Below are 19,136 nucleotides of genomic sequence, written 5' to 3'. Positions count from 1 at the left end.
CCGCCTGCCCGCCGCCCTGACGCAGGTCGAGGAGCAGGCCGGACGGGCGCGCGAGGCCGCGACGACGATCGCGCCCGAGGTCGAGGCCATCAAGGCATCGGCGGACGACGCCGCGTCCCGCCTGTCCGCCGCCGAAGACAGCGTCGCCCGGCAGCGCGAAGCGCTGGAGGCGATGCTGGCTATCATCAATGACGGCGTGAGGAGCGCCGAGGAGCGGCTGCAATCGCTGGCCGAAGCGGTCGGGGCGGCGGACGAATCGGCGGCGCGGATCGTCAGCGATACGACGCCCGAGCTGGTCGAGGCCCTGGTCAGGGTGCGCGACACCGCCCACCAGGCGGCGGAGAAGGCCCGCGAGGCGATCAGCGCCGTCATCCCCGAAAGCGCGGCGGCGCTCGGCGATGCCAGCCGCAAGGCGGTCGGCGAAGCGATCGGGACCGAGGTCAGGCAGCAGATGAGCGAATTGGGCGAGGTGGCGGAGCGCGCGGTCGAGGCGGCGCGGCACGCCTCTGAGCGGCTGACGCGCCAGGTGCTGACCATCGGCGAGAGCGCGGCGGCGGTCGAGGCCCGGATCGACGAGGCGCGACACGAGCGGCAGGAGAAGGAGGGCGAAGCGCTTTCCCGCCGGGTGTCGCTTCTGATCGAATCGCTCAATTCGACGGCGATCGACGTCACCAAGATATTGTCGAACGACGTGACGGACAGCGCCTGGCAGGCCTATCTCAAGGGCGACCGCGGCGTGTTCACGCGGCGCGCGGTGCGGTTGCTGGATACGACCGAGGTCCGCGAGATCGCCCAGCATTACGAGGCCGAACCCGAGTTCCGCGACCAGATCAACCGCTACATCCATGACTTCGAGGCGATGCTGCGACGACTGCTGGTCGATCCGGACGGATCGGCGCTCAGCGTCACCATCCTGTCGTCGGACATGGGCAAGCTCTATGTCGCGCTCGCCCAGGCGATCGAGCGGTTCAGGAACTGATATTCCTCCCCACGATTTCGTGGGGAGGGGACCACCCGAAGGGTGGTGGAGAGGTAACTGCACCGAAGTCGGTCGGTTCGCGGGCGATCTACTGAAGCTTGCGCCTCTTACCCCTCCACCATGCTCCGCATGGTCCCCCTCCCCAGCCGAAGCTGGGGAGGAATTAGGGCGTTCGGCCGGCCATCGTGTCGAACATGTCCTTGCCGATCCAGCCATAGACATAATTGGCGTAGAAGAGACCGAACAGGATCGCCGACAGGATCAAGGCGCGTAAACCCGCGCGCCAGAAACTGAAATGGTGCGGTGCGCTGTCGGCATGGCCGGGCTGCACCTCATGCCCCTCTTCCTCGCTGGTGCGGACGCCGAAGGGGAGAACCAGGAAGAAGCTCAGCACCAGGAACAGGAAATAGATGGCGGCGATCGAGCCCCACTGCATCGTCAGACCCTCACGATGAGGACATCGACGACCGGCTTCTTGCCGGTCCAGTCGGTGGCGCAGCGGCGGACGGCGAGGCGGATGCCCTCGCGAAGCTTGGATTCGTTGCCGCTATTCTTCTGGGCGGCTTCCGCGGCCGCGTCGCAGGCTTCCTCAAGGAACGCGTCGCGATCCTCCTCGACCGGCACGCCTTCGAGGCTGATCTGGACGTCTCCCACCACGCGGCCGTCATGGTCCATGGCGAGGGCGACGGAGACGACTCCATTGCTCGCGATCTTGCGGCGCTCGTTCATCGTCGAGCCGTCGGCGGAGAGGATGACGTCGCCGTCGAGGATGAGGCGACCCACGCGCTCCTCGCCGATTTTCTCGGGTCCGTTGGGCGCGAGACGGACGAGGTCGCCGTTCTTCTGAACGATGCCGTGGGGCACCTGGCACGTCTTGGCGAAGCGGGCGTGCTCGGCCATGTGACGCATCTCGCCGTGGACGGGGACGATGATCTCGGGGCGGATCCACGCGTACATCGACGCGAGCTCTGGGCGGCCGGGGTGGCCGGAGACGTGGACCTCGGCCTGCCGGTCGGTGATCATATGGATGCCCCTGGCGGCAAGCTCGTTCTGGATGCGGCCGATGGCGATCTCGTTGCCGGGTATCTGCTTCGACGAGAAGACGACGAGGTCGCCTTCGTCGAGCTTGATCTTGTGGCTGTCGAAGGCGATGCGGGCGAGCGCGGCGCGGCTTTCCCCCTGCCCGCCGGTGGCGATGATCATCACATCGCGCTTCGGGAGCTTCATGGCTGTGTCGAAATCGACCGTTTCGGGAAAGTCAACAAGATAGCCGACGCTCTTCGCCACCTTGAGGATGCGATCGAGCGAACGACCGGCGACGCAGACGGTGCGGTTTGTGTCGCGGGCGACCTGGCCGAGAGTCTTGAGGCGCGCGGCGTTGGAGGCGAAAGTGGTGACGAGGACGCGGCCTTCAGCCTGGCCGATCGTGGCATCGAGACCCTCGCGCACCGTCGCTTCCGAACCCGAGGCCTCCTCGTTGAAGACGTTGGTCGAATCGCAAACGAGGGCAAGAATGCCCTGGTCGCCGATCGCGCTCAGCTGCGCGGCGGTGGCGGGATCGCCAAGCTGGGGCGCGTCGTCGAGCTTCCAGTCGCCGGTGTGGAAAATCTTGCCGTAGGGCGTGTCGATCAGGAGCGCGTTGCCTTCGGGGATCGAGTGGGCGAGCGGGATATAGCGGAAACCGAACGGCCCGAGCTGAAAATCGCCGCCGAGATCGACGACGTTGAGCTTCACCTGCTTGAGCAGCCCCTCCTCCTCCAGCTTGCCGGCGATGAGGCCGGCGGTGAAGGGCGTGGCATAGAGCGGAACGCCGAGGTCGGCGGCTAGATAGGGAATGGCGCCGATATGGTCTTCATGGCCGTGGGTGAGGACGATGCCGAGCAGGTCCGCCTTGCGCTCCTCGATGAAGGCGATGTCGGGCAGGACGAGCTCGACCCCGGGATAGGCGGGATCGGCGAAGGTGAGGCCGAGATCGACCATCACCCATTTGCCCTGGGCGCCATAGAGATTGACGTTCATGCCGATCTCGCCCGAGCCGCCAAGCGCGAGGAAGAGGAGTTCGTTGCCGGGTTTCATTTTTGTTATTCCAGTTGTTTGTCATTCCCGCGAACGCGGGAATCCACAGGAAGGTTCGGGCGAGGCGGAACGGCCGTATGGATTCCCGCTTTCGCGGGAATGACGGGGAGGTTCAACCCCGGGTACGTTCGTAGAGCAGGCCGAGGCCCTGGATCGTCAAATCCGGCTCGACCGCGTCGAAAATCTCGGTGTGCTTGTCGAACAGCACGGCAAGACCGCCGGTGGAAATGACTTTGACGGGACGCCCGATCTCCGCCTTCATCCGCGCGACCAGCCCCTCGATCATCGCGACATAGCCCCAGAAGATGCCGATATGCATCTGGTCCTCGGTGGTGCGGCCGATGACGCTCTGGTCCTCCGGCGCCTCGATGGCGATGCGGGGCAACTTGGCGGCGGCGGTGACCAGGGCTTCGAGCGAGAGATTGATGCCGGGCGCGATGATGCCGCCCTTGTAGGCGCCCGAATAATCGACCACGTCGAACGTGGTGGCGGTGCCGAAATCTATGACGATGAGGTCGCCCGGATGGAGCGCGTGGGCGGCGATGGCGTCGAGCACGCGATCGGCCCCGACCGTGTTCGGCTCGATGACGTCGAGCTCCACGCCCCATTCCGCCGGCGCCTCTCCCGCGATGATGGCCTTGGCGCCGAAATATTTCGAGGCGAGGACCTCCAGATTGTGCAGCGCCTTGGGAACGACGGTGGCGACGATGACATCGGCGATGTCGGTGCTGTCATAGCCCTCCAGCGCGAGCAATTGGTGCAGCCACACCGCATATTCGTCGGCGGTACGGCGCGGATCGGTCGCGATCCGCCACCGCGCCCGGATCTCGCGATCCTTGACGAGGGCGAAGACCACATTTGTGTTTCCGGCGTCGATGGCGAGGAGCATGGGTCGGGCCTTCAGATCAGGAACACGTCGCCGGCGTGAATGACACGCACGGAGCCGTCCGCCAAGCGCAGGCGGAGCGATCCGCCTTCGGTAAGGCCATCAAATAGCCCCTCGATGCGCGCTTCTCCGTCATGAGTGGAAAGAGCGGTCCCGACGGGGTGCGCGGCGAGGAGCCAGCGATCTCGGATCGGCGTCGCGCCCTCCGTGCGCCAGCGCTGGAGCCAACGCGCGAAATTCTCGGCCAGCGTTTCGAGGAAGGAGCCGGCATCCGGCGAGCTTCCGGCGAGCGTCACGACGCTGGTGGCAGGCCGGTCGAGCCCCTCCGGTTGATGGGCGAGGTTGACGCCAAAGCCGATGATGACGGCATCGTCCGCGCGTTCGAGCAGGATGCCGGACAATTTGGCGCCCTCGAACAGCAGGTCGTTGGGCCATTTGATGGCGACCTTCTGGCCAGGCAGGAAAAGGGAAATGACTTCATGGAGGGCAACCGCCGCGACCATGGCCAAACTCGGCGCCGGAGGATCGCCCTCGCGCAATCTGATCAGCGTGCTCGCGTAGAGATTGCCTTCGGGGGAGTGCCAGCCCCTCCCCTGCCGCCCCCGGCCTCCGGTCTGGCGTTCGGCGCGGAGCCACAGGCCCTCAGCCGCGCCTTCCCGCGCCAGCGCCGCCACATCGTCGTTGGTTGATTTCGTCTCTGGAACGGTCCGGATCAGAAGAGCGCTCCGGCGGCATTCAGCGTCGCCGCGTCAAGCAAGGGAATCGAGAAATAGCCGAGCGGGGAAACGAACAGCGCCGCCAGCGCGATCAGGATGCCCTCGGCACGGTCGGGGCTCTTCTCATAGGCGGGCGCCGGCTCGTCCATGTACATCGTCTTGACGATCATCAGATAATAGAAGGCGCCGATCACCGAGGTGGCGATGCCGACGGCGGCGAGCCAGGTGAGGTTCGCCTCGACGGCGGCGGTGAAGACCAGGAACTTCGGCCAGAAGCCGAATAGAGGCGGCACGCCCGCGAGGCTGAACATAAAGACGGCGAAGGCGGCGGCCAGCGCCGGATTGGTCCGCGAGAGGCCGGAAAGGGACGCGATCGTCTCGACTGGCCGGCCCTCGGCGTCGCGCATCCGCTGCACGCAGAGGAAGGCGCCCAGGGTCATGGCGATATAAACGGCGAGATAGAAGAGCACCGAGGCCACGCCCTCGCGGGTACCGGCGGCGAGGCCGATCAGGATGAAGCCGATATTGTTGATCGAGGAATAAGCGAGCAGCCGCTTGATGTTGGGCTGGCTGATCGCGGCGACGCCGCCGAGTATGGTGGAGGCGAGCGCCATGAAGATGATGATCTGGCGCCAGGCGTCGGTCGCCGGGCCCATCGCCTCGATAACGACGCGGACGAGCAGGGCGACGGCGGCGACCTTGGGGGCGCTGGCGAAAAAGGCGGCGACGGGCGTCGGCGCGCCTTCGTAGACGTCCGGAGTCCACATGTGGAAGGGCACGGCGCTGACCTTGAAGGCGATGCCGGCAAGGACGAAGACGATACCAAACAGCTCCCCGATCGAGAGGCCGTCGCGGCCGACCGCCAGCGAGACCTCGTGGAACAGGGTCGACCCGGTGAAGCCGTAGAGCAAGGAGATGCCGTAGAGGAGGATGCCGCTGGCGAGCGCGCCAAGCACGAAATATTTGAGGCCGGCCTCGGCCGAGCGCGTGTCCTTGCGCTGGAAGGCGGCGAGGACATAGGAGGCGAGGCTCAGCAGCTCGAGCCCGACATAGAGGGTAAGGAGGTCGCCGGCTGAAACCATCATGCCCATGCCGACGGCGGAGAGCAGGATGAGTACCGGATATTCGGCGCGGTAGACGCCGTCGCGCCGGAACCAGCCGGCGGCGGCGATCAGCGACACCGCGGCGGCGATATAGACCAGTATCTTGGCGAAGGCGGCGAAGCTGTCGGCGATGAACAGGCCGTCGAAGCCGACCCCGCCCCGGTCGAACACGCCCGGCACGACCAGCGCCGCGGCGACGAACGCGGCGAGCGCCAGCCACGTCGCGAGCCGGGCCGACTTGTCCCCCGCATAAGCGGCGACCATCAGCAGCGCCAGGGCGGCGAGAGTGAGGATGATCTCCGGAAGCGTGAGAGCGAGGCTGTTACCCATTAGTGCGCTCCGGCGGCTTCGGGTTCGTGGGCGCCGCTGTCACCGGTCGGCGCGGTGGCGGGAGTCATGGCGAGTTGCGCGTCGCCCTCCGGATTAGCGCGCTCGATCCGGTCGAGCAGGATAGCGACGTCGTTGCGCATCGGCGCCAGGAAGGTTTCCGGATAGACGCCCATCCACAGCACGACGGCGGCGATCGGGGCGAGAATGGCGAGCTCGCGCCTGCTGAGGTCCGGCATGGCGGCGACGTCGGGCTTGTCGAGCTTCCCGTAAGCGATACGCCAGTAGAGATAGAGCATGTAGCAGGCGCCGAGGATGATGCCGGTGGTGGCGAAGAAGGCGACCCAGCTGTTCGCCTCATAAGCGCCCATCAGGCTCAGGAACTCGCCGACGAAGCCGCTGGTGCCGGGCAGACCGATCGAGGCCATGGTGAAAACGAGGAACAGCAAGGCGTAGGCCGGCATGTTGTCGGAAAGGCCGCCGTAGCGCTCGATCTCGCGGGTGTGCAGGCGGTCGTAGATGACGCCGACGCACAGGAACAAGGCGCCCGAAACGAGGCCGTGGCTGAGCATGACGATCAGCGCGCCCTCGATGCCCTGCCGGTTGAAGGCGAACAGGCCAATGGTGACGAACGCCATGTGCGCGACGGACGAATAGGCGATCAGCTTCTTCATGTCCTTCTGCACCAGCGCGACCAGCGAGGTGTAGATGATCGCCACCAGCGAAAGGCCCATGACCAGCCAGAAGAACTGCGCCGAGGCCTCCGGGAACATGGGCAGCGAGAAGCGGACGAAGCCGTAGCCGCCAAGCTTCAGGAGGACGCCAGCGAGGATCACCGAGCCCGCGGTCGGCGCCTGGACGTGCGCGTCCGGAAGCCAGGTGTGGACCGGCCACATCGGCAGCTTGACCGCCAGCGAGGCGAAGAAGGCGAGCCACAGCCAGGTCTGTGCGTCGACCGGGAAATCCGTTTCGAGCAGGGTCGGAATGTAGGGCGTGCCGGCGAAGTTCACCATCCACATCATCGCGACCAGCATCAGCACCGATCCAAGGAAGGTGTAGAGGAAGAATTTGTAGCTGGCGTAGATGCGGTCCTTGCCGCCCCAGATGCCGATGATGAGGTACATCGGGATGAGGCCGCCTTCGAAGAAGATGTAGAAGAGGAAGATGTCCTGCGCCATGAAGACGCCGAGCATCAGCACCTCCATGAGCATGAAGACGGCCATATATTCGGGCACGCGCTTCTCGATCGAGACCCAGCTGGCACCGATGCAGATCGGCATCAGGAACAGCGTCAGCATGATCAGCATCAGCGCGATGCCGTCGATGCCGAGCGCCCAGGCGAAGCGGCCGAACAGATCGAGATGCTCGACGAACTGCCACTGCGCGCCGCCGATGTCGTAATTCGCCCAAAGGACGATGCCGAGCGCGAGATCGATGAAGGTCGCGACGAGCGCAATCCAGCGGGCTCCGTTCGCACTGAGGAACAGGCACGCGATCGCCGCCGCCATCGGCACGGCGAGCATAAGGGAGAGAATGGGAAAGCCCAGGGCGTTCACAACCTACTCCTCGTCATCCCCGCGAAAGCGGGGATCCCGCTGCCTTCACGGCGGCGCGAGGAGAGAAGAAGCGGGATTCCCGCTTTCGCGGGAATGACGAAATACGCTTTCATCGGCTCATCGCCCAGGTGGTGGCGGCGGCGACGCCGAGGAGCATTACCAGCGCATAGGTATAGACATAGCCGGACTGGAGCCGGGCGGTGAGCTTGTTGCCGCCCACGATCAGGGCCGCGGCGCCATCGGGGCCGAAGCGGTCGATCGTGCCCTCGTCGCCCGTCTTCCAGAACAGGCGGCCGAACCAGAAGGCCGGGCGGACGAACAGGAAATGGTAGATCTCGTCGAAATACCATTTGTGCAGCAGGAAGGCGTAGAGGACGCGCATGTGGCTGACGAAGCGTCCCGGCAGCGACGTGTCGCGGATATAGGCGTAATAGGCAATAAGAAGCCCCAGCAGCATCACCACGCCCGGCGATAGCTTCACCCACAGCGGGACGTGGTGCAGCTCCTCCATGAAATTGGCGTCAAAGGCGAGGCTGCCGGCCCAGAATTCGGCGCCTTCCAGCGGCTCCAGGAACGGGCCGTGGTAAAGGAAACCAGCGAAGACCGCGCCGAGCGCGAGGAGGGTAAGCGGTACCAGCATCGTCCAAGGGCTCTCGTGAGGATGATAGCCACCGGTGCCGGTCGGGATGTCGCTCGCGCCCGGATCGCCGACGTGAGGCTCCTCGCCGGCCGTCTCATCGTCCGGGTGATCGTGCGCGTCGCCGTGGAGGGCGTGCTGGATATGCTCCGACGCGGCCCAGCGCGCCTTGCCGAAGAAGGTGAGGAAGACGAGCCGCCAGCTGTAGAAGCTGGTGAGCAAGGCCGCGAACACGCCGACGAAGAAGGCGAAGCCACCGATCGTGGTGCCGCTGGCGAAGGCCGCCTCGATGATGGCGTCCTTCGAATAGAAGCCGGCGAAGCCGAAGACGCCGATGACACCGACGCCGGTGATTGCGAGCGTGCCGGCCATCATGGCCCAGAAGGTAAGCGGGATGGATTTCCTGAGGCCGCCGTAGAAACGCATGTCCTGTTCGTGGTGCATCGCGTGGATCACCGAGCCGGCGCCGAGGAATAGCAGGGCCTTGAAGAAGGCGTGGGTGAAGAGGTGGAACATCGCCGCCGAATAGGCACCGACGCCGGCCGCGAAGAACATATAACCGAGCTGCGAGCAGGTCGAATAGGCGATGACCCGCTTGATGTCGTTCTGGACGGTGCCGACCGTGGCCGCGAACAGGGCGGTGGCGGCGCCGACGAAGGTCACGACGGCGAGCGCGGTCTCGCTGGTCTCGAACATCGGCGACAGGCGGCAGACCATGAATACGCCCGCCGTGACCATGGTCGCGGCATGGATGAGCGCGGAGACGGGCGTCGGGCCCTCCATCGCGTCCGGAAGCCAGGTGTGGAGCCCGAGTTGCGCGGATTTGCCCATCGCGCCGATGAACAGCAGGATGCAGAGCAGGGTCATCGTGTCGACGCGCGCGCCGAGGAAGCCGATGGTGGAACCGGCCATGCCGGGCGCGGCCTCGAGGATCGCCGGAATCGACACGGTGCCGAACACCAGGAACGTGCCGAGGATGCCGAGCAGGAAGCCGAAATCGCCGACCCGGTTGACGACGAACGCCTTGATCGCCGCCGCGTTGGCCGAGGGCTTGTGGTACCAAAAGCCGATGAGGAGGTAGGAAGCGAGACCCACCCCTTCCCAGCCGAAGAACATCTGGACGAGATTGTCCGCCGTCACCAGCATCAGCATCGCGAAGGTGAAGAGCGAGAGGTACGCAAAGAAGCGCGACTGGCTGTCGTCCTCGGCCATATAGCCCCAGCTGTAGAGGTGGACGAGGCTGGAGACGGTGGTGACGACGACGAGCATCACGGCCGTCAGCGCATCTACGCGGAGGCTCCAGTCGACGACGAGGTCGCCGGAGCGAATGAAGGTCAGGACCGGCTCGACATATTCGGTCGTGCCGCCGGTCAGGAAGCCGATGAAGATCGGCCACGACAGGGCGGCGGAGACGAACAGCGCGCCGGTCGTGATGAGCTTGGCGGCCGTATTGCCGAGCGCGCGGTTGCCCAGGCCAGCGACGATCGCGGCCAGAAGCGGCAGGAGGACGATGAGCTTGATCATGACACCGTCACCCCGATGAAGGAATGCACCACCCTCACCCCTTCATCTGATGAATGTCGTCGACCGCGATGGTGCCGCGGCCGCGGAAGTAGATGACGAGGATCGCCAGGCCGATCGCGGCCTCGCCCGCGGCGACGGTCAGTACGAACATGGCGAAGACCTGCCCGACCATGTCGCCGAGATAGGCGGAGAAGGCGACGAGGTTGATGTTCACGGCGAGCAGAATGAGCTCGATCGCCATCAGGATGATGATGACGTTCTTGCGGTTGAGGAAGATGCCGAACACGCCGAGCACGAACAGGATCGCGCCGACGGCGAGATAATGGCCGAGGCCGATCATGATGCGTCTCCGCTAAGATCGTCATGCTGAACTTGTTTCAGCATCCAGTTGCGAGCCACGGTGAGGCGGAGACATGGACCCTGAAACGAGTTCAGGGTGACGGTGTGTGCCTTGGTCACAGCTCCACCCCCTGCCCCACGGGCTGGTTGACGTTGCGCACCGCGTCCTGGGGCCGGCGGCGGACCTGGGCGCTGACATTCTGCGGGCGGGTGCCGCCGCGAGTGCGCTGGGTGAGCACGATAGCGCCGATCATCGCGACGAGGAGGACGAGGCCCGCGCCCTCGAATATGAAGAGGTAGCGGGTGTAGAGGACGGTACCCAAGAGTTCGATATTGGGCACGTCTGGTTGGGTGGGCGCGGCTTTGGCGGCAACGTCGATGCCGCCGGCGTTCCAGGCGGCCACCGCGAAGATGATCTCGGCGAGAAGAACCAGCGCCAGCAGCGTTCCGAACGGCAGATATTTGGCAAAGCCCGCGCGGAGTTCGGCGAAGTCGATGTCGAGCATCATGACGACGAACAGGAACAGCACCGCGACCGCGCCGACATAGACGATGACCAGCAGCATCGCGATGAACTCGGCGCCGACAAGCAGCATCAGCCCCGCCGCGTTGAAGAAGGCGAGGATCAGCCAGAGCACGCTGTGCACCGGATTCCGGCTCGCGATCGTCATCATTGCCGAGGCGATGACGACGGTCGCGAAAAGGTAGAAGACGATGGCTTGGATCACGTTGCTATTCGGGCCCCTGGATTCGGCTGGCGGCTTAACGGTAGGGCGCATCGGCGGCAAGGTTGGCGGCGAGAGCGCGCTCCCACTTGTCGCCATTGGCGAGGAGCTTGGCCTTGTCGTAGAGTAGCTCCTCGCGCGTTTCCGTCGAAAATTCGAAGTTCGGCCCCTCGACGATGGCATCGACCGGGCACGCTTCCTGACAGAGGCCGCAATAGATGCACTTGGTCATGTCGATGTCGTAGCGCGTCGTGCGGCGGCTGCCGTCCTCGCGCGGCTCGGCCTCGATTGTGATGGCGAGCGCCGGGCACACCGCCTCGCACAATTTGCACGCGATACAGCGCTCCTCGCCATTCGGATAACGGCGCAGCGCATGCTCGCCGCGGAAACGGGGCGAGATCGGGTTCTTCTCGTAAGGGTAGTTGATCGTCGCCTTGGGCCTGAAGAAATATTTCAGGGTCAGCCAATGCGCTTTCACGAACTCCCAGAGAGTGAAGGATTTGATCCAGTGCGCGATCATGAGGCGCCTCCGGCCGCGTCGCGGCCTTGGATAGTGGTGAGCGTCCGGGCGGAGCAGGACGGCATGTAGCGGTCGGCATTCTCAGCCGTGATCACCATGCCGGGCGCCGGGCACGGCTCCTTGGTCAGCATCAGCCAGCCCGAGACTAGGAACACCCAGATGAGCGAAAGGGGCAGGAATATCTTCCAGCCGAGCCGCATCAGCTGGTCGTAGCGGAAACGCGGCACGGTCGCCTTCACCCAGCTGAAGATGAAGAAGAAGACGAATATCTTGAGGAAGAACCACAAGATGCCGGGAATGAGATAGAGCGGCGTCCAATCGATCGGCGGCAACCAGCCTCCCCAAAAGAGAATGGCGTTCAGCGCGCACATCAACAGGACGTTGGCATATTCGCCCAGCCAATAGAGCGCGAAACTCATCGAGCTGTATTCGGTCTGGTAGCCGGCGACGAGCTCGCTCTCCGCCTCGGTGAGGTCGAAAGGCGTGCGCGCGGTCTCGGCCATGGCGGAGATGAGGAACACCACCGCCATCGGGAACAGCAACGGGTTGAAGCCGAAGCCGTTCAGGATGAAGACGTGGCTCCGCTGCGCCTCGATGATGCCGGGAAGGTTGAAGGTGCCGGCCCACAGGACGACGGAAATAAGGACGAAGCCGATCGAGACCTCGTAGGACACCATCTGAGCGGCCGCCCGCATCGCCGAGTAGAAAGGATATTTGGAGTTGGACGACCAGCCGGCGATGATCACGCCATAAACGCCGAGCGAGGAGGCGGCGAGGATGTAGAGCAGGCCGACATTGATGTCGGCGAGCACCATGTCCGGCCCGAACGGGATCACCGCCCAAGCGATCAGCGCCACGGTGAAGGTGATGATCGGGGCCAGGATGAACAGGCCCCGGTTCGCCGCCGACGGAATGATGGTTTCCTTGAGGAACACCTTGAGGCCGTCGGCGAAGCTTTGCAGCAGGCCGAACGGACCGACGACGTTGGGCCCGCGGCGGAGCGCCATCGCCGCCCAGATCTTGCGGTCGGCATAGATGATCATCGCCACCGCCAGCATCAGCGGCAGCGCGATCATCAGGATAAGGACGAACGTCGCGACGAACCAGCCGAAGCCGTATCCGAGCGTGCCCTGGAACCATTCGGTCATTTAGTCCTCCCCGTTCCGGGGAGGATTTTAGCGATCCCCATCATTCCGCCGCCTCCTCATATTGCACGCCGTGCAATATCTCTGCCGAGCAGCGCTGGAGCGTGGGCGAGGAGCGGGCGATCGGGTTGGTGAGGTAGAAGTCCTCGATCGGGTAGACGATCTCGCCCGCGAGCTTCGGCGCCTTCGCCGGAGCAGGGAGCGGATCGAAGAGCGTGAGGCCCGGCACCGTCAGATGCGGTTTCGCGGCGCCTATGGCGGCGCGGAGTTGCCGGATGTTGTCGAACGGCAGCGTCTTGCCGAGGACGTCGGACAATGCGCGAAGAATGGTCCAGTCCTCGCGAGCCTCGCCCGGCGGGTTCACGCCCGGCTCGGAAAGCTGCACCCGCCCTTCGGTGTTCACATAGGTGCCGTGTTTCTCGGAATAAGCGGCGGCCGGCAGGATCACGTCCGCGACCTTCACGCCGGCATCGCCATGGGTGCCGATATAGACGGTGAAGGTATCGGCGAAGACCGACAGGTCGGTCTCGTCGACGCCGAGCAGGAACAGCGCCTTCAGCGCCCCTGCCCTCGCCCGAATAGCGTTGATCCCGCCGTCGGTGACGAAATTGAGGTCCAGCGCGCCCACCCGCGAAGCGGCGGTGTGGAGGACGTTGAACGTGGCTCCCAGCGAAGCGGCGGCGGCGCGGGCGGCTTCGTAAGCGCCCTCGTGCACCAGCGCGCCCATGCCGACGATGACGGCCGGGTTCGCGGCGCCCTTGAAGCCTTCGGAGACTTCCTTGGGCAGCTTCGAGAGCAGCGACAGGTCGTTGCCGAGCCAGTTGACCGGATAGGTGAGATCGACCTCTGGCCCGATGGCGAACACCTTCGCGCCGCCCTTGATAGCCTTGCGGATGCGCGTGTTGACCAAAGGCGCTTCCCAGCGCGGGTTGGTGCCGACGAGGAGAATCGCGCTCGCCTCCTCCAGCCCCCCGATGGTGGCGTTGAGGCGATAGGCGGTCGGGCTCGACACGTCGTAGAGCGCGCCGTCCTGACGGCATTCGTGCAGGGGCGAGCCATAGGCGCCAAGCAGCACCCACATGGCGTAAAGGCTCTCGATCTCCTGCAGATCGCCGGCGATGGCCGCGACCTGATCGCCCTTGGCGCCCTTCATCTGCCTGGCGATGGCGGCGAACGCCTCTTCCCAGGTCGCGGGCAGGAGCTTGCCGCCTTTCCTCACCCAGGGACGGTCGAGACGGTTGCGCACCAGCCCGTCCACGGCGTGGCGCGTCTTGTCGTGCGCCCACTCCTCGTTGACGTCCTCGTTGATCCGGGGCAGCGCCCGCATCACCTCGCGCATACGGGCGTCGAGGCGGATATTGGTGCCGACAGCGTCCATCACGTCGATCGCGGGGATCTTGCGCAGCTCCCAGGGCCGCGCCTCGAAGCTGTAGGGCTTGGAGACGAGCGCGCCGACCGGGCAGAGATCGACGACATTGCCCGAAAGCTCGCTGGTCAGCGTCCCTTCGAGGTACGACGTGATCTCCATGTCCTCGCCGCGGCCGATCGCGCCCAGCTCCTCCACCCCGGCGACTTCCTGGGCGAAGCGGATGCAGCGCGTGCACTGGATGCAGCGGGTCATGAAGGTCTTGACCACCGGCCCCATATATTTCTCGCTGACCGCCCGCTTGTTCTCCTCGAAGCGCGTGTGGCCGCGACCATAGGCCATGGCCTGGTCCTGAAGGTCGCATTCGCCGCCCTGGTCGCAGATCGGGCAATCGAGTGGGTGGTTGATGAGCAGGAACTCCATCACCCCCTCTCGCGCCTTCTTGACCATCGGCGACATGGTGGTGATTTCCTGGCCCTCGCCGGCGGGGAGCGCGCACGACGCCTGCGGCTTGGGCGGCCCCGGCTTCACCTCGACCAGGCACATGCGGCAATTACCCGCGATCGACAGCCGCTCATGATAGCAGAAGCGCGGGATTTCCTTCCCCGCCAGCTCGCACGCCTGCAGCACGGTCGCCCCCGTGGGGACTTCGATCTCTATGCCGTCTACTTTGACCTTGGGCATTCTATTTCTTCCCCGCGGCCGCCGCGGCGACGCCCGCAAATCCGCTACGTTGAGCCACGCCATATTCGAGCGCGGCCTCGGCGAGCAGGGCGCGCAGAGACTGGCGATTGCCGTTGAAGGTCACACCAGCGAAGAGGCAGGCGCCGAGGTCACCCTGCAAATCGCGGATGACGCGCATCTCCTCCGGGCTCATCGTTTCGGTCTCGAGCAGGTCGCTGACCCGCTTCGGCTGGCGAGCGACAAGGCAGCGCGCGGCCGAATGCATGAGTTCCAAAGCCTGAACGCCGTCGGAATCCAGATTGGGATCGGACCAAACCAGGGTAACCTCGGTGGCCGGCTTAGTCGTCGTGTCCAGCCCGTTGGGGAACTCCCGGTGGTAAACGACCTCGGCGAGGCCTCCGCGCAAGACATAGTGGGGAAAGCTGATCGAGCCCATTCCCAAACAATTGTCGTACCGCGATTGCAAGCTGTCAGCCAACTTCATCTCGACTTTCGAACCAGGCGCGGAATTGAGGAGATTGTCCACGCGCGTGGACTGACGTTCGACGACGCACTGCGCCATGTCGCGAAACAGCTTATTGCCGCGCAGCACATCTTCCTTTTGCGGTTTCCCCGGCGTGGTCAACCGCTCCTGCGTGCTGCTCGGAATCTGAGCCTGCGCCAACGCAGCCAGGCAGAGCAGCGCGCAAGTCAGCGTCGTGGAAAGCCGTCTCATCATTCCGCCGCCTCCCCGGCGCCAGCCTGCTTCATCTCAGCCGCGGCAACCCGCGAGACCGGAGCGCGATCAGGAAAGGTCTGCCGGTAAATTGCCTCCGCCAACACAGCGCGGAGCGCCACTCTGTCGGCTCGAAATTCCCTACCCATGGGGATGCAAGCCGACAGCGAAGGCGCCAGCGCAGACGTGAGTCTGTTTGCTTCCTCCGATTTCGGCGGCACATGCATCAGCGAGTGCACCAAAGTCGGAGCCTGGGCCGTAACGCATTGCGCAACCGCGTAAAGGGCCGCAGTCTCGGGCGCATCAATGCTGAAGAGCAGCGGACGCTTCGATAACATTGCCGCTGATAAAGAGGGCGCCCCCTGAACGTCCGACCGGTAAAGAACCTCGGCCAAGGCCCCCCGGAACATTAGTATGTTGAAGGTGAAAACCTTCCCCGCCACCATGCATTTTTCGAAGCTGAGACGCGTCGCACCCTCTACCCTCGCCTCGGCTGAGGAACCAACTTCCGTGCTCAACAGGTTGGTCGCCCTCGTGCGACTGCGGTCGACGATACACTGGGCTATCCGAAGCATCTCCAGTGTGGGATCAAGCCTCGAAGCGTCGGTGCTGGATGGCGGCCGCCGCTCATCCGGCCACTTCCCCTCACCGGAATTCATGCCGGCGCTTCCCTGCGCGATGCTTAGCGCCAGCACGGCGACCAAATGGGTGGCCAATCCTGCCATGGTTACTCCGCCGCCTCCAGCGTCTCGCCCTGCTTCTCCGCGATGCGCCGCTCCAGCTCCGGCCGGAAATGCCTGATAAGCCCCTGGATGGGCCAGGCGGCGGCGTCGCCGAGGGCGCAGATTGTGTGGCCTTCGACTTGCTTGGTGACGTCGAGCAACGTGTCGATCTCGTGCGGCTCGGCATCGCCTTCGCGAAGGCGCTCCATGACGCGCCACATCCACCCGGTGCCCTCCCGACAGGGGGTGCACTGGCCGCAGGACTCGTGCTTGTAGAAATAGGAGATGCGGCTGATCGCGCGGACGATGTCTGTGGACTTGTCCATGACGATGACCGCGGCGGTGCCGAGGCCGGATTTGAGATCGCGAAGGCCATCGAAATCCATCGGCGCGTCCATGATCTCGTGCGCGGGCACGAGCGGGACAGACGATCCGCCGGGAATGACGGCCAGCAGGTTGTCCCAGCCGCCGCGCACGCCGCCGGCATGGCGCTCGATCAGCTCGCGGAAGGGAATGCTCATGCACTCCTCGACCACGCAGGGCTTCTCCACATGGCCGGAGATCTGGAAGAGCTTGGTGCCCTCATTCTTCTCGCGGCCGAAGCTCGCGAACCAGGTCGCGCCGCGGCGGAGGATGGTCGGGACCACCGCTATCGACTCTACGTTGTTGACGGTGGTCGGGCAGCCATAGAGTCCGGCGCCGGCCGGGAATGGCGGCTTCAGGCGCGGCATGCCCTTCTTGCCTTCCAGGCTTTCGAGCATCGCCGTCTCTTCGCCGCAGATATAGGCGCCGGCGCCGCGATGGACGAAGACGTCGAAGTCATAGCCGGACCTGGCGGCGTTCTTGCCGAGGAGGCCGTAATCATAGGCCTCCTGCACGGCGGCGGCGAGGGTTTCGGACTCGCGGATGAACTCGCCGCGTACATAGATATAGGCCGCCCGCGCGCGCATCGCGAAGCCGGCGATCAACGCGCCTTCGATCAGCTTGTGCGGATCGTGGCGGATGATCTCGCGGTCCTTGCAGGAGCCGGGCTCGGATTCATCGGCGTTGATGACGAGGAAATTGGGACGGCCCTCGCTGGGCTCCTTGGGCATGAAGCTCCACTTCATGCCGGTCGGGAAGCCCGCGCCGCCGCGGCCGCGCAGACCCGACGTTTTGACCGCCTCGATGATCTCGTCCTGGCCGATAGCCATCAGCGCCTTGGTATTATCCCAGTCCCCGCGCTTCTGCGCCGCCTTCAGGTTCCAGGGCTGGAACCCGTAGACGTTGGTGAAGATGCGGTCCTTGTCGGTGAGCGGAGCGACGGTCATGCGCCCGCCTCAGTCACCCCGGCGACGGCCGGGGCCCAAGAACTCCGAAGCCGAAGGAACCCGCGAACGCCGTGTTCCTGGGTTCCGGCTTCCGCCGGAATGACGAGAAGGGAGATCATGCCCACTCTCCCCGATAGTCGTGGTTCTCGCCGGCCATCTCCGGAAGAGTCGTTGGGCCGCCTTCGGGGCAACTCGTCTGTCGATCGATCTGGGGGCCGGGCCTGGGCGTTTCGCCGCGCGCCAGCGCTTCGAGGATCGCGGTCATGCTGTCGAAGGTCAGGTCCTCGAAATTGTCGTCGTTGATCTGGACCATCGGCGCGTTGGCGCAGGCGCCGAGGCATTCAACCTCGGTCAGGGTGAAGAGGCCGTCCGCCGTCGTCGCGCCCTTCTTCAGACCCTTTTTGTGGCAGGCCTCCAGCACGTCGTCGGAGCCGCGCAGCATGCAGGGCGTCGTGCCGCAGACCTGGACATGGTGGCGGCCGACCGGCGCCAGGTTGAACATGGTATAGAAGGTCGCGACCTCATAGGCGCGCACGAAGGGCATATCTAGATGGCGCGCGACATATTCGATCACCGGGATGGGCAGCCATCCCTGTGTCCCCGTCTCCACCCCCACCTGCCGCTGGGCGAGATCGAGCAACGGAATGATCGCGCTATGCTGTCGTCCCGGCGGATAGCGCCCGATCACGACCTTCGCCTGCTTCTCATTGTCGGCCGTCCAGACGAACTCGCCCCAACGGGTGCGGATTTCATCGGTGGCAGGCATTCTCATCACGTCGGCCATTAGCGGTCGCACTCCCCGAAGACGATATCCATGGCGCCGAGGATGGCGGTGACGTCGGCAAGCATGTGGCCCTTGGTCATGAAGTCCATCGCCTGAAGGTGGCTGAAGGCGGTCGGGCGGATCTTGACGCGGTACGGCTTGTTGCCGCCGTCCGAGACCAGATAGATGCCGAACTCGCCCTTGGGGCTCTCGGTCGCGACATAGACTTCGCCGGCGGGCACGTGGAAGCCCTCGGTATAAAGCTTGAAGTGATGGATGAGCGCTTCCATCGACTGCTTCATCTCGGCCCGCTTGGGCGGGACGACCTTGCGGTCCAACGAGGCGATCGGGCCTTCCGGCATTTGCGCCAGACACTGCTTCATGATGCGCGCGGATTGGCGCACCTCCTCGCAGCGGACCATCATGCGGTCGTAGCAGTCGCCTTTGGTGCCGACGGGGATGTCGAACTCCATCCGGTCGTAGACGTCATAGGGCTGCGACTTGCGGAGGTCCCAGGGAAGGCCGGCAGCGCGGATCATCGGGCCGGAGAAGCCCCAGGCGAGCGCGTCCGCCTGCGACACCACGGCGATGTCGACGTTGCGCTGCTTGAAGATGCGGTTGTCGATGACCAGGGCGAGGCTGTCCTCGAACAAGCGCGGCAGGCGGTTGTCCAGCCAGTCGGCGATGTCGGCGAGCAGCTTCAGCGGCACGTCCTGGTGGACGCCGCCGGGGCGGAACCAGGCGGCATGCATGCGTGCGCCCGACGCCCGCTCGTAGAAGTTCATCAGGTCTTCGCGAAGCTCGAACAACCACAGGTTCGGAGTCATCGCGCCGACGTCCATGATGTGGCTGCCGATGTTCAAGAGGTGGTTCGAGATGCGGGTCAGCTCGGCGAAGAGGACGCGCAGATACTGGGCGCGGAGCGGCACCTCCAGGTCGAGCAGCTTCTCGATGGCGAGCACGTAGCTGTGCTCCTGGCTCATCGGCGAGACGTAATCGAGGCGGTCCATATAGGGCAGCGCCTGGAGGTAGGTCTTGTATTC

The 19,136-nt window shown here is 64.9% G+C and carries 17 protein-coding genes and 1 pseudogene; 1 reads left to right on the top strand and 17 read right to left on the bottom strand.

The genetic code is table 11. The features are described 5' to 3' along the window. Window positions 1-979, top strand: a pseudogene (locus VIR62_RS03630) (hypothetical protein); the annotation flags it as partial. Window positions 980-1,142: 163 nt separating this feature from the next. Here the strand turns inward: VIR62_RS03630 and VIR62_RS03625 are convergent. The 17 genes from VIR62_RS03625 to VIR62_RS03545 form a co-directional block, all read right to left on the bottom strand. Then, window positions 1,143-1,415, bottom strand: coding sequence for a DUF1467 family protein (locus tag VIR62_RS03625; protein WP_431868769.1), 273 nt, complete (start codon window positions 1,413-1,415; stop codon window positions 1,143-1,145). Between the two features lie 2 nt (window positions 1,416-1,417). Beyond that, window positions 1,418-3,055, bottom strand: coding sequence for a ribonuclease J (locus VIR62_RS03620; RefSeq protein ID WP_431868767.1), 1,638 nt, complete (start codon window positions 3,053-3,055; stop codon window positions 1,418-1,420). A gap of 112 nt (window positions 3,056-3,167) precedes the next feature. Next, window positions 3,168-3,944, bottom strand: a complete 777-nt coding sequence (locus tag VIR62_RS03615; protein WP_431868766.1) for a type III pantothenate kinase — start codon at window positions 3,942-3,944, stop codon at window positions 3,168-3,170. A gap of 11 nt (window positions 3,945-3,955) precedes the next feature. Continuing rightward, on the bottom strand, window positions 3,956-4,615 hold the full coding sequence (locus VIR62_RS03610) for a biotin--[acetyl-CoA-carboxylase] ligase (protein ID WP_431868764.1): 660 nt from the start codon (window positions 4,613-4,615) through the stop codon (window positions 3,956-3,958). A gap of 38 nt (window positions 4,616-4,653) precedes the next feature. Next, entirely contained in the window at window positions 4,654-6,090 is a 1,437-nt protein-coding gene (nuoN, locus tag VIR62_RS03605) for an NADH-quinone oxidoreductase subunit NuoN (RefSeq protein WP_431868762.1), read from the bottom strand. After that, window positions 6,090-7,610, bottom strand: a complete 1,521-nt coding sequence (locus VIR62_RS03600) for an NADH-quinone oxidoreductase subunit M (RefSeq protein ID WP_431868771.1) — start codon at window positions 7,608-7,610, stop codon at window positions 6,090-6,092. The genes nuoN and VIR62_RS03600 overlap by 1 nt, the downstream gene beginning before the upstream one ends. Window positions 7,611-7,752: 142 nt before the next feature. Then, window positions 7,753-9,804 (bottom strand): NADH-quinone oxidoreductase subunit L, encoded by a 2,052-nt coding sequence (nuoL, locus tag VIR62_RS03595; protein WP_431868761.1) that lies wholly within the window; start codon window positions 9,802-9,804, stop codon window positions 7,753-7,755. 34 nt (window positions 9,805-9,838) lie between these two features. Then, window positions 9,839-10,144: an NADH-quinone oxidoreductase subunit NuoK gene (gene nuoK / locus VIR62_RS03590; RefSeq protein WP_431868759.1), complete on the bottom strand. Its 306-nt coding sequence runs from the start codon at window positions 10,142-10,144 to the stop codon at window positions 9,839-9,841. Window positions 10,145-10,259: 115 nt separating this feature from the next. Continuing rightward, complete coding sequence (locus VIR62_RS03585) at window positions 10,260-10,871, bottom strand: NADH-quinone oxidoreductase subunit J (protein WP_431868757.1); 612 nt, start codon at window positions 10,869-10,871, stop codon at window positions 10,260-10,262. 34 nt (window positions 10,872-10,905) lie between these two features. Continuing rightward, complete coding sequence (gene nuoI, locus VIR62_RS03580; protein ID WP_431868755.1) at window positions 10,906-11,388, bottom strand: NADH-quinone oxidoreductase subunit NuoI; 483 nt, start codon at window positions 11,386-11,388, stop codon at window positions 10,906-10,908. After that, window positions 11,385-12,536 (bottom strand): NADH-quinone oxidoreductase subunit NuoH, encoded by a 1,152-nt coding sequence (gene nuoH, locus VIR62_RS03575; RefSeq protein WP_431868753.1) that lies wholly within the window; start codon window positions 12,534-12,536, stop codon window positions 11,385-11,387. Before nuoH ends, nuoI begins: the two co-directional genes overlap by 4 nt. Before the next feature lie 40 nt (window positions 12,537-12,576). Then, window positions 12,577-14,583 (bottom strand): NADH-quinone oxidoreductase subunit NuoG, encoded by a 2,007-nt coding sequence (gene nuoG / locus VIR62_RS03570; RefSeq protein ID WP_431868751.1) that lies wholly within the window; start codon window positions 14,581-14,583, stop codon window positions 12,577-12,579. A gap of 1 nt (window position 14,584) precedes the next feature. Next, a complete protein-coding gene (locus VIR62_RS03565) occupies window positions 14,585-15,301 on the bottom strand; it encodes a hypothetical protein (protein WP_431868750.1) in 717 nt (238 codons plus the stop codon). Then, entirely contained in the window at window positions 15,298-16,023 is a 726-nt protein-coding gene (locus tag VIR62_RS03560) for a hypothetical protein (protein ID WP_431868749.1), read from the bottom strand. The genes VIR62_RS03565 and VIR62_RS03560 overlap by 4 nt, the downstream gene beginning before the upstream one ends. A 2-nt stretch (window positions 16,024-16,025) precedes the next feature. Next, window positions 16,026-17,330 (bottom strand): NADH-quinone oxidoreductase subunit NuoF, encoded by a 1,305-nt coding sequence (nuoF, locus tag VIR62_RS03555; protein ID WP_431868747.1) that lies wholly within the window; start codon window positions 17,328-17,330, stop codon window positions 16,026-16,028. Window positions 17,331-17,445: 115 nt separating this feature from the next. After that, on the bottom strand, window positions 17,446-18,102 hold the full coding sequence (gene nuoE / locus VIR62_RS03550) for an NADH-quinone oxidoreductase subunit NuoE (protein WP_431868745.1): 657 nt from the start codon (window positions 18,100-18,102) through the stop codon (window positions 17,446-17,448). A gap of 11 nt (window positions 18,103-18,113) precedes the next feature. Further along, window positions 18,114-19,136, bottom strand: a 1,023-nt coding sequence (locus tag VIR62_RS03545; protein ID WP_431868743.1) for an NADH-quinone oxidoreductase subunit D, incomplete at its 5' end; no start/stop codon positions are given.

The sequence above is a fragment of the Allosphingosinicella sp. genome, assembly GCF_036570505.1.
Lineage (GTDB): Bacteria > Pseudomonadota > Alphaproteobacteria > Sphingomonadales > Sphingomonadaceae > Allosphingosinicella.
Note: the sequence above shows the minus strand (reverse complement) of the source record. Positions and strands in the feature narration are given on the sequence as shown.

Bases quoted from the DNA above. Each gene is read 5' to 3' on its own strand.
- VIR62_RS03625 (WP_431868769.1), bottom strand. From the start codon at position 1,415: ATGCAGTGGGGCTCGATCGCCGCCATCTATTTCCTGTTCCTGGTGCTG.
- VIR62_RS03620 (WP_431868767.1), bottom strand. From the start codon at position 3,055: ATGAAACCCGGCAACGAACTCCTCTTCCTCGCGCTTGGCGGCTCGGGC.
- VIR62_RS03615 (WP_431868766.1), bottom strand. From the start codon at position 3,944: ATGCTCCTCGCCATCGACGCCGGAAACACAAATGTGGTCTTCGCCCTC.
- nuoN (WP_431868762.1), bottom strand. From the start codon at position 6,090: ATGGGTAACAGCCTCGCTCTCACGCTTCCGGAGATCATCCTCACTCTC.
- VIR62_RS03600 (WP_431868771.1), bottom strand. From the start codon at position 7,610: ATGCTCGCCGTGCCGATGGCGGCGGCGATCGCGTGCCTGTTCCTCAGT.
- nuoL (WP_431868761.1), bottom strand. From the start codon at position 9,804: ATGATCAAGCTCATCGTCCTCCTGCCGCTTCTGGCCGCGATCGTCGCT.
- nuoK (WP_431868759.1), bottom strand. From the start codon at position 10,144: ATGATCGGCCTCGGCCATTATCTCGCCGTCGGCGCGATCCTGTTCGTG.
- nuoI (WP_431868755.1), bottom strand. From the start codon at position 11,388: ATGATCGCGCACTGGATCAAATCCTTCACTCTCTGGGAGTTCGTGAAA.
- nuoH (WP_431868753.1), bottom strand. From the start codon at position 12,536: ATGACCGAATGGTTCCAGGGCACGCTCGGATACGGCTTCGGCTGGTTC.
- nuoG (WP_431868751.1), bottom strand. From the start codon at position 14,583: ATGCCCAAGGTCAAAGTAGACGGCATAGAGATCGAAGTCCCCACGGGG.
- VIR62_RS03565 (WP_431868750.1), bottom strand. From the start codon at position 15,301: ATGATGAGACGGCTTTCCACGACGCTGACTTGCGCGCTGCTCTGCCTG.
- VIR62_RS03560 (WP_431868749.1), bottom strand. From the start codon at position 16,023: ATGGCAGGATTGGCCACCCATTTGGTCGCCGTGCTGGCGCTAAGCATC.
- nuoF (WP_431868747.1), bottom strand. From the start codon at position 17,330: ATGACCGTCGCTCCGCTCACCGACAAGGACCGCATCTTCACCAACGTC.
- nuoE (WP_431868745.1), bottom strand. From the start codon at position 18,102: ATGAGAATGCCTGCCACCGATGAAATCCGCACCCGTTGGGGCGAGTTC.